Origin of the sequence: Pseudomonas sp. MS19 (genome assembly GCF_013277615.1) — a bacterium.
Taxonomy (GTDB): domain Bacteria; phylum Pseudomonadota; class Gammaproteobacteria; order Pseudomonadales; family Pseudomonadaceae; genus Aquipseudomonas; species Aquipseudomonas marincola.
Genome location: NZ_VBTO01000014.1, coordinates 1 through 18,429, shown reverse-complemented (window position 1 = coordinate 18,429; position 18,429 = coordinate 1). Strand labels below are relative to the sequence as shown.

General features: G+C 55.8%; 13 protein-coding genes. 2 read left to right on the top strand and 11 right to left on the bottom strand.

Annotated elements, in window-relative coordinates:
• Positions 1-189: 189 nt before the first annotated feature.
• The 7 genes from FEZ62_RS15790 to FEZ62_RS15765 all read right to left on the bottom strand — a co-directional run bounded on the left by FEZ62_RS15790 (position 190) and on the right by FEZ62_RS15765 (position 8,794).
• Positions 190-390, bottom strand: a complete 201-nt coding sequence (locus tag FEZ62_RS15790; protein ID WP_172928831.1) for a hypothetical protein — start codon at positions 388-390, stop codon at positions 190-192.
• Positions 391-477: 87 nt separating this feature from the next.
• Positions 478-2,850, bottom strand: coding sequence for an MMPL family transporter (locus FEZ62_RS15785; protein WP_172928829.1), 2,373 nt, complete (start codon positions 2,848-2,850; stop codon positions 478-480).
• A complete protein-coding gene (locus tag FEZ62_RS15780) occupies positions 2,850-3,986 on the bottom strand; it encodes a YCF48-related protein (protein WP_150549359.1) in 1,137 nt (378 codons plus the stop codon). Before FEZ62_RS15780 ends, FEZ62_RS15785 begins: the two co-directional genes overlap by 1 nt.
• Before the next feature lie 75 nt (positions 3,987-4,061).
• Positions 4,062-5,399, bottom strand: a complete 1,338-nt coding sequence (locus tag FEZ62_RS15775) for a DUF1329 domain-containing protein (RefSeq protein ID WP_172928827.1) — start codon at positions 5,397-5,399, stop codon at positions 4,062-4,064.
• A 17-nt stretch (positions 5,400-5,416) separates the two neighbouring features.
• On the bottom strand, positions 5,417-6,163 hold the full coding sequence (locus FEZ62_RS20885; protein ID WP_345940454.1) for a DUF1302 family protein: 747 nt from the start codon (positions 6,161-6,163) through the stop codon (positions 5,417-5,419).
• Positions 6,061-7,281, bottom strand: coding sequence for a DUF1302 family protein (locus FEZ62_RS15770; RefSeq protein ID WP_274600703.1), 1,221 nt, complete (start codon positions 7,279-7,281; stop codon positions 6,061-6,063). The genes FEZ62_RS20885 and FEZ62_RS15770 overlap by 103 nt, the downstream gene beginning before the upstream one ends.
• 412 nt (positions 7,282-7,693) lie before the next feature.
• Positions 7,694-8,794 (bottom strand): AraC family transcriptional regulator, encoded by a 1,101-nt coding sequence (locus FEZ62_RS15765; protein WP_172928825.1) that lies wholly within the window; start codon positions 8,792-8,794, stop codon positions 7,694-7,696.
• Between the two features lie 217 nt (positions 8,795-9,011).
• Here FEZ62_RS15765 and FEZ62_RS15760 point away from each other — a divergent pair, with 217 nt between their 5' ends.
• Together FEZ62_RS15760 and FEZ62_RS15755 are read left to right on the top strand one after the other, a co-directional pair.
• Positions 9,012-11,339 (top strand): tetratricopeptide repeat protein, encoded by a 2,328-nt coding sequence (locus FEZ62_RS15760; RefSeq protein WP_172928823.1) that lies wholly within the window; start codon positions 9,012-9,014, stop codon positions 11,337-11,339.
• Positions 11,340-11,668: 329 nt separating this feature from the next.
• Complete coding sequence (locus FEZ62_RS15755; protein ID WP_170860642.1) at positions 11,669-11,818, top strand: hypothetical protein; 150 nt, start codon at positions 11,669-11,671, stop codon at positions 11,816-11,818.
• 113 nt (positions 11,819-11,931) lie between these two features.
• Here the strand turns inward: FEZ62_RS15755 and FEZ62_RS15750 are convergent, their stop codons facing one another.
• Genes FEZ62_RS15750 through FEZ62_RS15735 form a run of 4 tightly spaced genes read right to left on the bottom strand, consistent with a single transcriptional unit; the run spans position 11,932 to position 17,641 of the window.
• The gene (locus FEZ62_RS15750; RefSeq protein ID WP_172928821.1) at positions 11,932-14,028 is read right to left on the bottom strand and encodes an HlyD family efflux transporter periplasmic adaptor subunit; all 2,097 of its coding nucleotides are present in this window, start codon (positions 14,026-14,028) and stop codon (positions 11,932-11,934) included.
• Complete coding sequence (locus FEZ62_RS15745) at positions 14,028-15,368, bottom strand: HlyD family efflux transporter periplasmic adaptor subunit (RefSeq protein WP_172928819.1); 1,341 nt, start codon at positions 15,366-15,368, stop codon at positions 14,028-14,030. The genes FEZ62_RS15750 and FEZ62_RS15745 overlap by 1 nt, the downstream gene beginning before the upstream one ends.
• Complete coding sequence (locus tag FEZ62_RS15740; protein WP_242454982.1) at positions 15,361-16,074, bottom strand: efflux RND transporter periplasmic adaptor subunit; 714 nt, start codon at positions 16,072-16,074, stop codon at positions 15,361-15,363. The genes FEZ62_RS15745 and FEZ62_RS15740 overlap by 8 nt, the downstream gene beginning before the upstream one ends.
• Before the next feature lie 34 nt (positions 16,075-16,108).
• Positions 16,109-17,641, bottom strand: coding sequence for a TolC family protein (locus FEZ62_RS15735; RefSeq protein WP_172928815.1), 1,533 nt, complete (start codon positions 17,639-17,641; stop codon positions 16,109-16,111).
• Between the last annotated feature and the right edge of the window lie 788 nt (positions 17,642-18,429).

The window sequence follows — 18,429 nt, the reverse complement described above, 5'->3', positions numbered from 1 at the left end:
TGTGAACCCAATGATTAAACGCAAAAGCCCCGACTTGTTCGGGGCTTTTGCGTTTCTGACGGGTGCATTGTCTGGGATGTGATGACCTGCGTAGACGCCTTTGCAACTTGCATCGCGTTCAATAAAACCCTGGCGCTGTGGACTGTTATTACCCGCTGAGGGGCGTGAGTGACACGTAGATCGGCAGGATCACTGATACTGCATCTGCGCGTTGTGATCGGTGCGTTGGGATTTCTGCGTATTGAAGAAGAACCAGTGCACCCGAGAGCTCGTGTTGGCTCCGAACACGTTCACCCATATAGCCTGCTGGCGTGTGCAGCCAAGACGCGCGTCAGCTTTGCAGAGCAGGTGGGTGATGGCATGGCTGCCGTGGCCGGGTGCAGTACGCATCAGCAAGCGTGGCGTGTTGGGGAGGGTTTTGAGGCGTTGAAACAAAATCAGCGCCCGATTGGGCGCTGATCTCTACGGCTTTGCAGGTCAGTCGTGCGGGTACTTGTTGCGCATCAGCATCGAGGCAATGGCGGGCAGTAACAGCAGCGCGCCGACCATGTTCCAGATGAACAGCAGAACCAGCAGCAAGCCCATGTCAGCCTGGAACTTCAATGCTGAGAACGACCACGTTACGACACCCATTGCTAATGTGATGCCGGTAAAGGCCACTGAAGTACCTGTGGTTTTCAGGGCTTCGAAGTAGGCGTCACCAAACTTCATGCCTTGATTCAGGAAGCCTTCCAGGCGGCTATACAGATAGATCCCGTAGTCCACGCCGATGCCCACGCCCAGTGCAATCACCGGCAATGTGGCGATCTTCACCCCGAGGCCCATCTTCGCCATAAAGGCTTCGCAGAGCACGGTTGAGATGTACAGCGGCAGCATCAGCGCGATTGTCACTTTGATCGAGCGGAACTCCCACAACACAACCGCCGAGATGATCACGAACACCAGCAACAACATGAGCTTTTCAGAGTGATCAATGACGATGTTGGTCGCTGCCTCGATACCGGCGTTCCCAGCCGCCTGCAGAATCTCGAAGTCGCCAAGATCATAGCGCGTGCTGAAGGCCTCGACCGCGTTGACCACGCGTGTCAGCGTTTCGGCCTTGTGATCAGCCAGGTACAGGCTGATCGGTGCAACGCTGCAGTTCGGGTCTACCAGTTCGGACGGCGCGCCCACGCGTGCGGTGTTCATTACATACTGATCACGCGAGAGTTCAGCCCACTTCGGGTTGCCTTCGTTGTGTGCCAGGATCTTGAAGCGCATGGTCTTGTAAAGTGACTGGATCGACTCGACCCCTTCAACTTCCAACAAGTTGAGTTCCATCTGGTTGGCGAGGTCTGCTGCGTTGAAGCGTGCGCATTGCTCTTGTGGGGTTTTGAAGATCACCACAAAAACATCGGTACTGGTGGTGTAGTGGTCGAGCAGGTACGCGTTGTCTACGTTGTAACGTGAGTCGGCGCGGAACTCTGGCGCACCTTTATCAAGGTCACCGATCTTCAGGTCTTCCCGGGCGTAGTAGCCATAGCCCAATAACACCAGGCTGAATGCGATTAGCGGCAGGGCGTTGCGCGGCTCAACCACGCGGGCAACGCGGCGGAAGATCGGCCAGGAGGAGTTCGCACGCTTGTGCTGTTGCGCCATGCCTTTGGGGCTTACACCCACGTATGACATAAGCACTGGCAGCAGGAACATCTTGGTGAAGATGGCCACGAACACACCGATACTGGCGGTGATTGCGAGCTGCTGAATCACCCCGATATCAATCACCAGCAAGGTCATGAAACCGACAGCATCCGCCAGCAACGCCGTAGAACCCGGAATGAACAACGCGCGGAATGTCCGCCGTGAGGCTTCCAGTGGAGTTGCGCCTTGACCCATCTCGCTCATCATCAAGTTGATGTTCTGGACCGCGTGACTGATGCCGATGGCGAATATTAGAAACGGTACCAGAATCGAGTATGGGTCGAGGCCATAGCCGAGCAGGCTGAGCAGACCAAGCTGGCAGACGACCGTCAGCAAACAGGTTAATACCGTGACGGCGGTGCTGCGCCAGCAGCGGCAATAGAGGTACAGCAGGACCGTAATCAGGCCGACGGTAATGGCAAAGTAGATCGCGATATCAGTGGCGGCGGCGAGCAAGTCGCCAATGATCTGGGCAAAACCGATGACGCGAATCGTCACCCCTTTGGCGTCGAAATGATCGCGTACCTGCTTCTCCAGTTCCTGGGTGAAGGCGCCGTAATCCAGGAGCTTGCCCGTCTCTGGGTCGCGCTCAAGCAAGGGCACACGAATGATGGTCGACTTGAAGTCATTGGCCACATAGCTGCCAATCATGTTGGCGCGCTGGATATTCTGTTTTACCTGCGCAAGCGACTGCTCGTCACCGTTGTAGTCGTCCGGAATAACACGCCCGGAACGCATGCCATCAGTGGTGACTTCAGTCCACAGTGCGTTCGGGGTCCACAGGGATTTCAGGTTGCCGCGGTCGACGCCCGGAATATAAAAAACCCGGTCGTTGACCTCGCGCGAGGTCTCCATGAACTGCTTGTCGAGGATTTCACCGTTGGGGTTTTCGACCAATACACGCAAGACGTTGCTTTGCGAGCGCAGTACGTCCTCGAACTTGAGGTAGTTGGCGATGAACGGGTGGCCAGTCGGAATCATCCGGGTAAAGCTGGCATCCGGTCGCAATGACAAGGCGGCGTAGCCCAGAATCACTGACGCGAGGAGAAAGAAAATCAGCACCGCAATTCGGTTGTGGAACAGGGCGCGCTCAAGGTAGCCGACCACGCGCTGCATGCTGGTTGGATTGTGTTCTGGGCGCTCGGGTTGTTTGGGTGTCTGGGTGCTCATTATTGTAATTGCTCCTTGAGCTCACTCAGCGAAAGGCGCTGCAAGCCTTTGCTGCCGATCAACATCAGCATCTGCGGGGAACTCTCGGCAACACCCAACCATGAAGCGCTGGACTTGGATTTCCATACGTTGAAGTGCTTGCCGTCGCGGCTATATAAAAGGGTGCCTCTTTGGCCTGCCAGCAGAACGCTGCCGTCAGCCAGTTGGGTGCCGTTATAGAGACTCACGCGCGTCTGTGATTGCAGTTCAGTCCAGCTGGCGCCCTGATCCTGGCTGTTGAGCAACTCGCCACCAAAGCCAAGGGCCAGCAGGCTGCCGTCCTTGAGTTCGAGGATCTTGTAGATAGAGGCCTGGCTGGGATTACGGCTAGCGGTCCAGCTTTGGCCATTGTCTTGCGAGCGATACATGCGACCGCCTTCGCCGCCCACCAGCAGGGTGCGATCGGTTAAGCCGAGCACGGTATTGAGGTGCATGCGATCCGGATTGGGCAGCGCTGCTACGTAATTCCAGGTGCTGCCACCATCGGTTGTGTGGATGAACATACCGTAGGCGCCGACTGCCCAGCCTTCATTGACATCACGGAACCAGACATCGAGCAGGGGACGTGACGGGCCCGCCTCGCTGCCGGCCTCAACATCGTCCAGCGCGAAGTAGGCGTTATCCAAAGCAATCTCAAGATCCTCGTCATCGGGCGCGGCCTCGCTGGCTTTCTCAGCGTCGGCGAGGGCGGACTCAGCCCAGACCTGCATGGTCTTGCTTATATCGCGGCCATCGATCTGCTTGATCCAGTGTTGCCCACCATCGGTGCTGTGCAACACGACTCCATCGTGGCCAACCACCCAGCCATTTTGCGGGTCGACGAAATGCACTGCAGTGAGCAGCAGATCGACCGGAACATCGACCTGTTTGATTTTACCGTCGGCGGTCCCGAGCAATATGTGCCCGCTCTCGCCAACCATCACTTGGCGATCGTTGATCGACTGAATGTCAATCAGGGGAAATTGTGCCGCGTTGGCGGTCAGGTGCGAGGGGCGATCTACCCGATCGGTCAAGGGTGCGGCGTTGATCTGAGCCGCCGCAAGGCCCACACTCAGGCTGATCAGCAGGGTGAGTGCAGATCGGGAAAAAGTCTTCATGGGGTCTATGTCTCTGAACTGAAAATGGGGGTGGCAGACGGTCGCCTGCCACCCCAAACCATGGAGCTGTTTTGCTTAGCGGCCGCTGCGACGCAAGGCGGCGGTGCTGAAGTCCTTCAGCTTCGCCTTGATGCCGAACTTGGAGATCTTCTCTTCGTTTTCCAGGCCATAAACGATGTAGCGACGTGCTTGCAGGTCATAGGCAAGGTCACTGATGGCGATGCTTGAATTGACGTCGTAACGCTGCACGGTGTGAGCTTCCTGCATGCGCCACAGTTCGCCACGGCCGTCATACAGGTCTGTCGCCAGAATGCCCCAGCTGTCTTCGTCGATATAGAACACGCGCTTGGCGTAGATGTGTCGCTGACCCGGCTTGAGTGTGGCTTCAACGACCCAAACACGATGTTGCTCGTAGCGGAGCAGATCCTGATTGAGGTGGTTGGGCTTGATGATGTCGTCATACTTGAGCGTGCGATCAGCAAGCTTGTAGGTGTTGTACGGCACCAACATTTCTTTTTTGCCGACCAGCTTCCAGTCGTACTTGTCCAACGCACCGTTGTACATGTCTACCGAATCGTTGGTGCGCAAGCCGTCTGACGTGTTAACAGGCGAGTCGTATGAGACTTCTGGCGCGCGCAATACGCGGCGCTGGCCTGGATTGTACTGCCAGGCCAGGCGGGTTTCCTTGGTCTGGTCGATGGGCTCATGGACCAGCGTCTGCAAGCCGGCAACGCTTTCGGGTGAAGTGACTTTGCTGAGGTAGTAGAGCAGGCGGTTTTCTTCAGGGTTACCCAGGGACGATGCCATGACGATACTGACCGAGCGGCGTACCGGCGTGAAGTTGCCGTTGGCCTGAACCACCATCTCAGTCGGATGATAGCTGTAGCCGCCCGCGCGATAGCGTACGAGGTGGTTGAAGATGACCTCTTCAGCTTGTTTCGGCTCCGGGAATGGAACCGACGCTTGCTGGTAATTGACCATGCCGTTACCGCCGTCGGCCAACTTTACGGTGCCTGCAGTCTTGAGAATCTCATCGTATTCGGCTTGCGGCAGTGCAGCAGTGCGATGGCTTGGGTAAACCAGCATTTTGAAATCGGGATACTTGGCGAGCATTGCCTTGTAACCAGCGGACAGCAGGTCCGAGTACTTGGCCATATTGGGAGCGGTTACGGTGTCGAGAGGCTTTTCATCGGTAAACGGGTCGATGTAACCCGAAGTGGCGGTGTAGCCTGCCGGAGGCGTTGACAAGCCGCCGTCCCAGGCCGGAATCGTGCCGCTGGCATTGCCGGCTTTTTCAGCACCAACCGGCGTCAGGTCCTGGCCCAGGCGAGCGCCGTCTTGTGCAAGCGCGCCGGTACTTACCAGGCTCAATGCTGCGCCGACAACGGCCGCAGATAGTAAATCCATTTTCATTATTGCTACTCCTTAGCTTAGAAACCCATGCGCACGCTGAACGCGACAAAATCAGAATCAGTCGGTGCGAAAGGGGTGTTGCCAGTGCTTGCCCACGCCAGTTCTGCAGAGTAATCCTGCATATATTCAGCTTTTACACCCAGTGCCCCGAGCAGGCGGTCTTCAACAAAGTTGCTGTCGTAAGACCAGCCTTGAACGTCCTGGCCAAAGGCCACATACGGTGAAACGTTGACCCCTGCAAAAAGGCCTTGGTAGTTCAATTGTGCGCGCAGACGGTAGCCCCACGAGAAGTCGGTGGTATAGCCATCTTTCGAACAGGCATACTTTTTGTACTTTGCCGTCGGCACACCCACGGCGCAGCCTTTTGCACTGCCGGAAGCCAAGTCGCTGCCGTACAGATCGCGCTTGTTGTAACGGCGCTCCGAGAGGCTGGGCAGGTCGTGCATGTACTTCATGCCCACTTCACCTACCATCGCGAGGTTGTCTGCGCCGATGATTTGCGGGATGGATTTGATAAAGCTTATCGACGCTTGAGAGACTTCCAGCCGATCGTAGCCGTTGTATTTACTCCCGGGCGCTGCATTGATCGCATCCTGACCGAGGGCCAGATCGCCGCCGATCAATGCGCCCAAGCCTGCAGGATTGCCGGCAAATGCTGGAATCAGGTCAGCCGTTGCGAGTTGCACGGGCTGGTTCGGTCGATAGCTGTATTCACCGAATACTGAGGTGCCGAATACGTTGGTCGAAAAGCTAAGACCAAAGATGCGGATATCTTCCGGGAAATCTGCAAGGTAACTGAGATTCTTGTCCTGCTGGCCAGGGCGCCAGCCAGCACCTGTGGGCCATATTTATCGGTCATGACGCTCGCGTAGGGGGTACGCGAGTGAATATTCATCGCATAAGCGCCGAACTCGGTACCAATATCGTCTGCGAAGTAGCGAAATGCCACACCAAACTGGCCTGAGTCATCAGGCTCATTGTCGCCTGCGCGCTGAATATACAGATCGTTGGCGTACGTCTCATAGTCATTCGCGCCACCGCGTGGCACGCCGTAGCAGCCATCGGTAATGAAGTCGTTGTTTGAAAAGTAGGTGCCGCAACCCTCAAGCACAGTCTGGCGCCACTCCAGCTGGTAGAAGGCTTCCATGCTCAGGTTGTCGGTGACATCGAAATTGCCGTACAGCACCGGCACCGGCAACAGCGCTTCCTTGAGCTGCGATCCGGGGCGGCGCAGCGCGGCTACGTCAATCGGGTTGATAGAGTTGATGCTGTTCTGGAAAAACAGGCCTTCTCCCCAGGTGACTACCTGATTACCGAGACGGACATGCAAGGGGTGCTCGGCAATCTCGAAGTCTCCATACACATAGGCATCGAGCAGTTCTAGCCCCTGAAATTTGGCCAGTTCGTCGAAGTGGCTGTCGTCCAGTTTGCTGTTGGCTGAGTAGCCATTGGAGGAGTGACCGAAGTCCACATTTTTGTTGTCCAGCGTGTAGTCGTACCACGCTTTACCGCGCAGGAACGCGCCGTAGTTCTTGTAGCTGAACTCTGCTTCGCCGAGCAAGGTAATGGGGGATGAAACCAGGCCGCGTTTGCGAAAGTTCAAGCGGCCGTCATCGTTATTGCGTCCGCCAGATGGGTTCCAGCCATTGCCAGCGCCGGCTGCGGTGGCGTTGCCCTGATAGGCCCAGTTCTTGTTACGGTCCTCGGCGTTCCAGATGCCACCAACGTTGATGCTACCGTTGGCGCGTCCGCTTACTTCTCCCCATTGGAACTCGCTGGCTTGCGCTTGCAGGGAAATGGCGCAGGCGAGAGGTGAAATTAATAAGGCTGCACGTGCCAGCCATTGTGGACCTTGTTTATTCGTGTATCGAAGTGCTGACATAAGCAACACCCTCCTAGTTATTGTTGTCGGGGGGTATCGATCTGTGCGTGGTCTTGAACGGTTTTGTTGAATTGGGGGCAAGCTCCCCAGTAATGCGGCCGGAACAGTATTGGTGTGTGTTTGTTTAATTACTTGATAATTTACGCCATCAGCTTGACTAGTTACGCCAAAACTTTTGGTTGGGATTCGCCAGGTAAGGCTCTAGAACGCGGGTATAACGCGGGTTCAGGAAGGGATTGCAACTTTATTGCGATTGCATACTGTTGCATCAAAAGATTTCATTGTTGCAACTGTGTGGCCTGAGCTTGGGCCGCGCACGAATGGCCCTGTGCCAGGTTGCGACTACAGTTGCAGGCACGCCACCAGGCTCTCGGATGAGGCAAATTGAAGGGATTGGTGCGTGGGAAAATCGCTACCGGGTTCGCGCAGGCGGTGTTGCGATCGCAGGTTTAGGCGCGATTGACCAGCGCTCAGTTGTGGGTTTGCGAATGCGCACGCGAGGGCGCTTGGACGCATCGGTATTCTGGCGTTTCCATTCGCGCGGGCTCTGGCCGAACCAACGCTGAAAAGCCCTTGAAAATGCGCTCAGGTCTGAGTAGCCGAGCAGGGTCGCAAGCTGCGTCAGATTCACCGTAGCGTCACGCAGGTATCGCTCGGCCATGCTTTGGCGGGTCTCATCCAGCAACGTTTGGAACGAGGTGCCCTCGTCAGACAAGTAGCGTTGCAAGGTTCGCGTGCTGAGCATCATGTAGTCAGCAATTTGCTCAATAGTCACCCGGCCACCGGGGAGCAGGCTGCGCAATAGTTGGCGCACATAGCTGGGCAATTCTTTTATCGACATCTGATCAAGGTGGGTCAGATGTTGCTGCATCAGTCTATGCAGGGCTTCATCCGCGCTGCTCAACGGTATCTGCAGCAAACTCTGATCGAAGACCCAGGCGTTGTGCATGCTGTTGAATTGCGGCGAAGTGCCGAGTAAGCGCCGGTAGGCCTGCATGTCACTTGCAGGCGCGTGTTGCATCATCGCGCCGATCGGTTGCCAGCGATTGCCGATCAGGGTGCGCATCAACTCGGCACCCACTCCAAGGGCCAATTCAACGGCGTGGCGCAAGCCGTGGAAACTGTGCTCTTCAATGCTGTAGATAAGCAGAACGCGCGAGCCCTGGACTTCAAGCTTAACTTCAGCCGCGGCCGAATGCAGATGAAAGTACAGACCCAGTTCCTGCAGTGCTTCGCCAACATTGTTGGCGTTGCGCAGCAGATAGAGAATAGGGCCGAAAACACTGACACCCTGAAACAGGCCGTACTGCAAGCCAAACAGCGTGTTGCCGCTCCTCTGTGAGCTTATATCCAGCAGTTTGGCAAACTTGCGATAGGAGATCAGGCTTTCTGGCTGCTCAAGTACATCAGCGGGCAAGCCAACCTCTTTGAGCAACTCGACCGGGTTGAGTTTTTGGCTGATAGCAAATTCACGATAGCCTGATAGTGTGGATGCACGGGCAAAGTCGGTCATGGCGGGACTCGAATAGCAGAGGCGTGTTACAGGCTCAGGGCTGGGTGGCGTAGTTTGACGAGTGTTTGGCGTATTATGCCAAATGCAGCTCGCTTTGATAGCTCAAATAGGGCTGGTTTTGTATTTAGTCCCCAGCTAATAATTGTGGTTTTAAATGGCACGGCAGGGACTGCCTACCTGTGTCCAGCAGTCACGCAAAAAATTTAAGGATGCCGAGATGTTTTCTGCTCGATTGATATCACTGAGTTGGGCGTTGTGTGCATTATTCACGCAAGCCATTCATGCTGAGCCCGGCAAGGCGCCGGGGCTTGCCGAGCACTCCGAGGGATATGCCAGCGCCCAAACGTGTACTGCCTGCCATGTGGAGGAGACCAAAGCCTGGAAAGACTCCGATCACGCGTGGGCCATGCGCTTGGCGACACCGGAAAATGTGCTCGGTGATTTTGCCAATGCCGAGTTCACTGACGGTAAGGTCAACGCGCGTTTTTTCAAGAAAGCAGACAAGTTTTTCGTCAACACTGAAGGGCCGGACGGCAAGCCGACTGACTTCGAGATCCGCTATACCTTCGGCTTCAGTCCGTTGCAGCAGTATCTGGTCGAGATGTCTCGCGGACGCCTGCAGAGCCTGACCATTGCCTGGGACAGTCGGCCAAAGGCTGAAGGTGGTCAGCGCTGGTTCTCACTCTATCCCGGCCAACACTTCACCCCGGATGACCCTCTGCACTGGACCGGTCGTTATCAGAACTGGAACGCCATGTGCGCGGATTGCCACTCGACCAATCTCCTTAACAATTACGACGATAAAGCCGATGCTTTCGCGACCACCTGGAAAGAGCAGAATGTCGGTTGTCAGAGTTGCCATGGCCCCGCACAAGCTCACGTAGACTGGGCTGAGAAGGCTAAAGAGGAGGGTAAACCGGCTGGCGAATACAGCGCTCTCAAAGACATTGGCTTGCAGGTCGATTATGCCAAACTGGGTAGTCAGGGGCTGGTTGAGCAATGCGCGAGCTGCCACAGCCGCCGGCAAACACTCGGTATTGATGCGCACGTTGGCAAGCCGCTGCTCGACAGTGCCGTGCCTTCTACATTGCGTGAAAACCTCTACCACGCCGACGGGCAGATTCAGGGCGAGGTGTATGTCTATGGGTCATTCACCCAAAGCAAAATGTACAACGCGGGTGTGACCTGCACCGATTGCCATAACCCGCATACCAACAAAGTAAAAATCGAAGGCAATGGCCTTTGCATGCAGTGCCATACCGAAACGCCGCCCAAGCGGTTCCCTTCACTGCAGGCCAAAAATTACGACACGCCGGAGCATCATCACCACGAAGTCGGCTCAGCTGGTGCGCAGTGTGTAAATTGTCACATGCCTGAAGAAACCTACATGGTCATTGATCCGCGTCGCGATCACAGTATGCGCATTCCGCGTCCTGATCTCGCTGCACAAACAGCGAGCCCGGATGCCTGCACAACTTGCCATGAGGATCAGAAGCCCGAGTGGGCGAGCAAGGCAATTGAGGGCTGGTTTGGCAGCCCGGCGCGTCCTCCCCATTACGGCGAAGACTTCCACGCTGCGCGCACTGGACAGCCCGGCTCCATGGAAAAGCTCGCAGCGATCATCACCGACCTGGGTAAGCCTGCCATTGTGCGTGCGACTGCTGCCGATGAGATTGCTGCATTCGGCGCCCCGGCTTTGCCGACTCTCGAGCAGGCGCTAAAAGACAAGAATCCGTTAGTGCGTAACTATGCCGTGTCTGCATTTACCACGTTGCCGCCTGTTGAGCGGGTTAAGCGTTTGCTGCCCTTGCTCGATGATCCGCTGCAGTCAGTACGTGATGAGACCGTTCGCGCATTAGCCGGCATACCGACTATTGCCTTGCCCGAAGCCAGCCGTGAGCCTTTCAAAGCGGCTCTGGCTGATTACGAGAAGCGCCTGCGCAGTAATGCCAGTTTGCCTGGCAACCGGCTTAACCTTGCGGTACTGCTGGAACGCGAAGGGCGTGACCTGGAAGCAATGGATGAGTATCGGGCAGCCCTTAAGCTCGACCCGTACTTCACCCCGGCTCGGGTAAATCTGGTGACCCTGGCTAACAATTCGCTGCGCCCAGATGAGGCCGAGAAGTCTCTGCGTGATGGCTTGGCGCTGCCGGACAGCCCGGCACCGGATCGTGGCAATCTGGCTTATATGCTGGCCTTGTTGCTGGTTGAGCACGGCAAGCCTGAAGAGGCGGTGAAATGGTTCGGCGAGGCGGCTCAAGGCCTGCCGGGGAATCCGCGAATTCGCTATAACCAAGGGCTGTTGTTACTGCAGCTGAAACGTGTAGATGAGGCCAAGGAGGCATTAGCGGCTGGCTTGGAGCAAGCCGGAGAAGACCCGGATCTGCTCTATGCAATGATTTATCTGCATGGTTCAACGGGCGATCGTAAAGGGGCCATTGGCTACTTGCAGCGACTGATGACGGTTGCTCCAGATGATCCGCGTATCGAACAGGCCAAGAGTCAATTGGGTGTTAAAGCCGTGCGGATGTCTGATTTACGCTAAACGCTACATTGCTGTAACCCAGCCCTGGCTTGACTCAGCCGGGGCTGGGGTATCCCTTCGAGCGCATTGTCCGATGCGCTCACTTGGCCGCTGCCAGTGTGTGCCACGCACCTGATTTTTTCTGCCAGATAGCCAGTTAACGCCTATATTTAGACTGTTTTCGGCGACCTGATGCTGATGAATGGCGCTTATTTTGGCGCCGTTTACCATTATTGTGGCGCTGTTTGTCAAATCGCTCGACTGTGTAATAGGCACACTATTTCCACAAACAAAAATAAATCCAGTCGCTGTTTGCGTATGCAAGCTGACGACATGGCAGAGGAAATACAATGGCTCGTTATCTGCTCATTCTGCTGATTCCAGGTTTGGTGTTGGGCTTCAATTACGCCTCCAATACGTCATCCACAGAGCAATCTGCCGACAAGGTTGCCCGCAACGATGTACCCGCTGCATCGGTTGGCGATCTCTTCTCCAAGTAGCAAAACCCAAGTAAGCCAGGTTCCAGTCACGCATGCCGAACGGCTCAGCGACCGCATTGGTTAGCAGCGCTAAGTGCCTGAAGGTATTGTTGTCAGAGCGTTGCGCAGTGGGTTTAAAAACCGCTTTCGCGCACCAGTACTGCTAGCAGATGGGTGAGGGCATCGCCCAAAAGGCTGCGTTTGTCGCCTTTTATCTGCGCATCCCCGAGTGTCTCCTGCAGCCCTTGCGGCGGTCTTTCCAGCGTTATCACCACATGAAAAACCGAACTCTTCGGTGCCAGATTTTGCTCGTTCTCGGCGGTTTCCAGTGGTCCGCCGTAACGCGAAGCCAGAACAGGGTGGGTGAGATAGTTGGATTTAGTGGTGCTGATCGAAACAACTTTGCCCTCAATTGCTTCAAATTGCCCCTTCGGATAGAAGCGAACGCTATTGCCAGGGCTTAGTTTTGCCACCTGATCCTGCGCCACGTAAGCATCGACCTGCCAACTGGAGGGATCAATCAATACCCCGATCGCCTCTTTGCTGCCCAGCCATTGGCCTGGCCGCCAGTTGTCATCAATGTCGCGCCACTCGCCTTTGAATGGGGCCTGCAAGTTAAGCCGGGCGATCTCTGAGCGCGCCGATTTGGCTTGCTCATACTCCACCATCACCCGCTGTCGCGTTGCCATCTGTTCAGTCAAACCATCAAGCACTGCCTGCAAACCGATGAGGCGGTCTTGATAGCTGCGCATACTGCTTTCGCTTTGTGCCAGTTTGGAGTTGATGTCGGGTTGCTCAAGTGTTGCCAGTGTCTCTCCGGCAGCGACCGGGCCTTTGGCATGGACGCCAGTCAGTCGTGCTGGAAAGGGCGAGTACACGGTGAGTTGTTGTTCCGCGCGGGCGACGCCTGGCGCATGGATCTGCCACGACCAGGGCAGGGCGAGCAGAATCAGAAGCCCCAAGAGCACCGCGAGCATCCAGCGGCGCCTGTCGCTGCGTATGCTTTGGCGATTCTTCCACCAGTAACTCATTTCGCGCCATATCGGCATAAAGATGAACCAGGCCAGTTCGACAATGAACAGGGCGATGCCAAGCACCTTGAAAAACAGTAGATAGACAGCAATTGCGATCCCCAGAAAAAGTGCCAGACGGTAAATCCATGTGCCAAATGCGAACCAGATCAGCAAGCGCCTGCGTGAGGGGCTGAACGGCTCCGGCCAGTCTTCTTTGAACCCAAGAATAAAACGTCTGAGAAAGACCCGCGCCTGTGCCGATGAGCGTTCGTGCAGGTTTGGAAAATCGAGCAAGTCGCACAGAATAAAGTAGCCATCGAAGCGCATGAACGGGCTGGCATTCAGCGCCAGTGAAAGCAGCCAGTTGGTCGTTGCCAGATACAGCAGGGCGTTGCGCAATGCGCCTGGCTCACATAACGCCCAACCCAATGTTGCCAAGCCGGCAAGCGTTAGCTCGGTCATGATGCCGGCGCTTGAAATAGCCAGTCGCTGGCGCGGATTGCGCAGCTTCCAGCTTTCGCCAGTGTCGGTGTAGAGCATTGGCCACATCACCACAAAGGCGATGCCCATATGCGCAACATTAAGACCCATGCGGGTTGCGACCAGCGCGTGTCCCAACTCGTGCAGGGTTTTACCGACTATTAAAGCGAGCGCAAAGCCAAGCGCGCCTTCCATTGAGAACGAATTGACCACGTCGTGGGTGAAGGTGTCCCACTGGTGCATGACCAGAACAATTCCGGTCAGGCTCAAGACTATGATGCAAACGACGGCTGCCGGGGTGAACAGCCAATTCAGCTTTTGCGCCAGAGCGCGTAGCGCGTCTTGCGGATGAAGCAGCGGGATGCGGAAGAACAGGTAATGATGCAGCCACCATTTCCAGCTCAACCATGCATTGCCCTCGCTGCGCTTTTGCAGGCGTTCAACAGCAGCTGTCGTTGGGCGTAATAGTTGGTGCCCTTCAAGAAACTGACGAAATTCGAGGACTTGCTCCGGGTCGGGGTTAAGTGGCGTTTGTTCGGCGATTTCATTGCTGATCTGTCGGGCAGTTCCGCCCCAACGCAACAGGCATTCAAACTCGAGCCAACCGATTTGATAAAACCGGTTGATCACGGTGTCTTGAATCACCCACGACGGTTCACCATTAATACTGGTCGCAGACTCGCTGAGTTTGAGATCGTCACGCAGCGCCGGTAAAGGCGCATCAAACGGGCTGTCCATTACCAACCGGTCCAGGCACGGAAGGCGGAAAGTGGTCGGCGCAGCAGGTAATAGCCGAGCATCACATGGTCGCCATACAGCTTTGCGGTGCCGTGCAGGCCAAGACGTGTGTGCTCGCCTGCGCTCTCGATACTGGCGAGCAAGCGGTAGGCAACCACGCCGTCTTCGCCGGGTTTGGCTTTATAGCTGGTTTCCAGAATGCTGCCGCGCAAGGGCTGCAGCGGGTAAGTCGTCAGGTACAAGGTGACTTCCGCGCCGGGCTCCAGGGCAATCGCATCGGCGACAGGCAGTTCGATCAGCATGGCTGGCTTGTCTGGATCGGCAACCTGAAGAATGCGCTCTCCGGTGGAGACCGGCTTACCGATCCAGTCATTCGGGTCGCTGTAAACGGCCACGCCGGGGCTAGGCGCGGTCACGACAGTGCGCTTGAGTTGCGACTCAACGGCTGTCAGCTCGGAGCGCCGCTGTTGCACGCGGGCATTGAGCAGGGTCAGCTCACTCTTGCTCTGCGGGTTATCAAAGGCGCGCTGGCTCGCGGCGATCAGTTCAGCCTCGGCCACCGCCACTTCCTTGTCGAGCACTTCGGCGCGGTTGCTGAGGGTGGTTTTGTCCAGCGTGAACAATGTCATGCCAGCGCTGACCGTCTGGTTCGGGCGCACATCAATGCTGGCGATTACGCCATCAATCGGTGAGCTGATTATTTGCGTATTGCGCGAAACGATCTCGGCGGGTGCCAATGCTGTCTGGCGAACCGGAATAAGCAGCAATGCCAAGATAATTGCGCTGGCGATCATCACCTGCATACGGCTGGGACGCCAGCCTGCCAAGCGCTTGCTGCCGCTAAGCGCAGACCAACAATACGCCCATGTTTGCCACAGCCCTTCGAGTAGCTCGCTGAGGGCGTCGGCCGGAGGCTGTGCAAGCAGGAAGAAAACCACGCCGAGCAAATTATTTGAAGGGTCTTTGAGTGGCACACAATAGACCCCTTCAGGCCACCACTCACTCCAGCCGGTAGCCACTTCTTCAGGTGGGGTCACGTTAGAGCGGGAAACCCACTGAGGCTTGTCGCCATCGATCTGTGTAAGCAGCCATCGGCTCGCGCGCTCCAGCCAAATGAGGTAGGGCGAGGCTTCTGTCGGCTTGGCCAGTCCCGACACGCACAGGAGTTCCAGCCCCGAACCTTTCTTGGCCATGACCAGCGCCTGGCGATAGTCGAGCAGCGGATAAACATCGTTGGCCATCGAGAAAGCCAGAGCATTCAATGTAGTCGCCGCCAATGCACGGTCACGCAGCGCCGTCAGGCTCAGTAAAACCTGAGAGGGAGGAAGACGTTCACTCATCGCGTGTTGGGATACGTGCAGTGCCGCTCATGCCGGCAATCAGATCGGGGTATTCCTGATCGAGTCTGGCTTCGAGTTCGATGGTTTGTGCGACCGCATCGACCCGGGCATTGATTGCGCTGATATGGGCCGGATAACGCTTGCCTGTTTCGTGAACATCCACTGTCAACGCCATGCCTTCCTTCAGAGAAGGCAGCAGGCTTGAGGGAACGTTGAGGCGAACTTTCAATGCACCATCACTGACCAGATCAAACAAGGGTGTGCCTGCACTCACGGTCTGATAGGACTTCACATAGACCTTGGCAATTCGCCCGCTGAAGGGTGCAACTACCGAGCAATAGCCACTCTGGGCTTTGGCCATAGACTCTGCGCCTTGGGCTTTTTGTACTTCTGTCGAGGCAATGGCCACTTCGAGATCGCCAACTGCATCAAGCTTGCGCAGGCTTTTCTTGGCATTCAGATTTTGCCGCGCCATCGCCAGTTCAGCGCTCGCCACTTTGCTTCTGGCCTGCGCTTCTAGGCAGTTCAGGCTTGCGATCAGCTCACCCTTTTTGACTGTTTTGCCGAGCGATGCATTGAGCTCGCCGAGGGTGCCGTTCATTTGGCTGGACAGTGTGGTTTCCAGTTCGGAGCTGAGCAGAATACGGATGGCAGATGGGTTATCCATAACCTGCGGCAGCTCGGCTGTCGCGGCTGGGCTGACCATTATTGCTGCCATCAGTACGGTTAACATCAGTGGACTACGGTTTCTGTGGAACATTGACACTTCCTTGTTGGGCAGCCAGTAGGTTGACCTGCTCCTGTTGTTTCAGCGTGCGCTCGATTTCGCTGGCGAGGGTTTTGACGTCATAGTCCTTGATCGTCTCCGGCATCATATCCAGCCCGACCGAGTTATACAGGCGTCCCCAGGCAGCCTGAGTATTCGAATAAGCGGCCTCACGCTGGTAGCGCGAAAGCAGATAGCGTCCCTCTGCGCGAATGACTTCCAACTCTGAGCCGACAGAGCTGGTCTTGGCGGCGCGTGCGTATTGCAGCAAGCGCTCATCGACTTGCAGACTCTGTTGCGCGAAGTCCAGTTGTTCATGTGATAACTGATATCGCAGCGCGCCTACGCGAACTTGAGTCAGCACCGCCATCGACAGTGCAAGGCGGCGCATGTCATCCGTTTGGGTTTGTGATTCTTCTGCCGAGTTGAGCGCGGGTAACTGCAATAGGCGCATCAGGTTCATCGACACCTGAATACCGGTTTGCGACCAGCTGTTGTTGTACAGGTAGTCGTTGGAGTCGTACTGATAGCTCCAATTTACCCCGACATTTGGCCACAGTTGCGCTTTTGCAATTTTCAGGTCGTTCTGGTTAACCCGCTTGCGATACCACTCCTCATTAATCTCCGGCCGATTCTGCAGAGCCTTCTCTTCGAGCTGGGAAATATTGACGTTAAGACCGGGCATTTCTGGTTCTGATTGCTCGGCTAATTTAAGTGTCGAGCCAGGCGGGAGTGAGATCAAAGCGGCGAGTTCCGCCTGGGCAAATTCGAGGTCCTGGCGACGAATGCTCAGCAGGTCGATGGAGTCGAGCAGGGCGCGCTGATAGGCAAGTGCTTCCTGGCGCGGCAGCAGACCCTTGGACTCTGCCGAACGCGCCGCGGCTAGCGCATTCTGTGTACGTTCGAGCAGGCCATTAACTTCTGGCAACAGGCGCTGGGCGCCGAGTGCGCGCCAATACGCATTGCGCACGTCCTGCAAAACGTTCTGCGCGACTTTGCGGCGACGTTCTTCGGCCATCAGCACCTGATCGGTCTTTTGCTGGGTGCGATAGTAGGCCATGCCGAAATCTAGCAGGCTCCAACTGAGCCCGAGGCTGTCGATGGTGCGATAACGTTCTTCTGACGTCGACGCGCGCAAGCTCTCTTGGCGATCTTCAATACCAATTGAAGTACCACCGGAGTCATTATTGCGCCCTGCGTAACCTGCGGATGCAACAAGGCGGGGGAGCATCTCGTGGCTGCTGACGTCACGCAGGTCTGCGGCCAAGGCGGATTCCATCAGTTTAAGACGGTAATCCAGGTTGTATTTCAGTGCGCGCGCCACTGCTTCATAGAAGCTGATGGGGTGAGTCACTGCTTGCTGGCCTTCGTACATCTTGGCCTGGTCTTCGAGAATGCGTTTTTGCTGGTCATCAGCCGAGTAGGGCTGTGGCTCCATTGAGTTGCATGCGCTGAGAACGGCTGCGGCAACGGCTAGACTCAAATACCTGTATGAGTGCTTTAGCATAGCGGTCCTTGCTTATATACAGTGGTTTGTTGTTTTACAGCCGCGAACAGTTGCTCAATGGCTGTTGTCATGTTTGTCAGAGCGAAGTCTGAACGTGAGTCCTTGCCCTGGTTTGTCTGTGCCAGCGCAGGGCGACGGCACAGGCTGCTATACGCAGGTGCTATATGTGACAACCAAATCTGTCGCAGTGAACCAAGCAGAGAAATATAGATAGTCACTAGCGCGCCCCCCGGCGACTTAAACAGTTATAGCAAACGACTGCTCAATTGTCCTGTAAGCGTAGTCCAGTGTTTGCAGAGCGTCATCTAATGACAGCAGGTTTAAATTCAACCGCTTGGACATAAAACTGAAATTAGCAGTTGACGGCAAAACTGAGGTGCCTATAATGCGCACCTCTTCCGGCGTCGACCTCTCGGAAAACTTCTTAGAAAACAAGAAGTTAGCTTAAAAAGAGGGGTTGCAAAACAGCGAAAGCTGTGTAGAATTCGCCGGGCTCTGAAGGGTGGTTTAAAGCCTTTTAGAGTGATCGCCACGGTGATCGAAAGCGGTAGAAAACGAGGTGTTGACAGCGAGTTTGAACGCTGTAGAATGCGCCTCCCGCTGACGAGAAGCTGGTTTGATCGGAAGCGCAAGTGGTTGAGTAGATTGAAGAAATTCTTCGAAAAACAGCTTGACAGTAAATGAGGCTGCTGTAGAATGCGCGCCTCGGTTGAGACGAAAGACTTAACCAACCGCTCTTTAACAACTGAATCAAGCAATTCGTGTGGGTGCTTGTGAGGTAAGACTGG

Bases quoted from the DNA above. Each gene is read 5' to 3' on its own strand.
- FEZ62_RS15765 (WP_172928825.1), bottom strand. From the start codon at position 8,794: ATGACCGACTTTGCCCGTGCATCCACACTATCAGGCTATCGTGAATTT.
- FEZ62_RS15770 (WP_274600703.1), bottom strand. From the start codon at position 7,281: ATGTCAGCACTTCGATACACGAATAAACAAGGTCCACAATGGCTGGCA.
- FEZ62_RS15735 (WP_172928815.1), bottom strand. From the start codon at position 17,641: ATGCTAAAGCACTCATACAGGTATTTGAGTCTAGCCGTTGCCGCAGCC.
- FEZ62_RS15740 (WP_242454982.1), bottom strand. From the start codon at position 16,074: ATGGTCAGCCCAGCCGCGACAGCCGAGCTGCCGCAGGTTATGGATAAC.
- FEZ62_RS15745 (WP_172928819.1), bottom strand. From the start codon at position 15,368: ATGAGTGAACGTCTTCCTCCCTCTCAGGTTTTACTGAGCCTGACGGCG.
- FEZ62_RS15780 (WP_150549359.1), bottom strand. From the start codon at position 3,986: ATGAAGACTTTTTCCCGATCTGCACTCACCCTGCTGATCAGCCTGAGT.
- FEZ62_RS15785 (WP_172928829.1), bottom strand. From the start codon at position 2,850: ATGAGCACCCAGACACCCAAACAACCCGAGCGCCCAGAACACAATCCA.
- FEZ62_RS15760 (WP_172928823.1), top strand. From the start codon at position 9,012: ATGTTTTCTGCTCGATTGATATCACTGAGTTGGGCGTTGTGTGCATTA.
- FEZ62_RS15755 (WP_170860642.1), top strand. From the start codon at position 11,669: ATGGCTCGTTATCTGCTCATTCTGCTGATTCCAGGTTTGGTGTTGGGC.
- FEZ62_RS15790 (WP_172928831.1), bottom strand. From the start codon at position 390: ATGCGTACTGCACCCGGCCACGGCAGCCATGCCATCACCCACCTGCTC.
- FEZ62_RS15775 (WP_172928827.1), bottom strand. From the start codon at position 5,399: ATGAAAATGGATTTACTATCTGCGGCCGTTGTCGGCGCAGCATTGAGC.
- FEZ62_RS15750 (WP_172928821.1), bottom strand. From the start codon at position 14,028: ATGGACAGCCCGTTTGATGCGCCTTTACCGGCGCTGCGTGACGATCTC.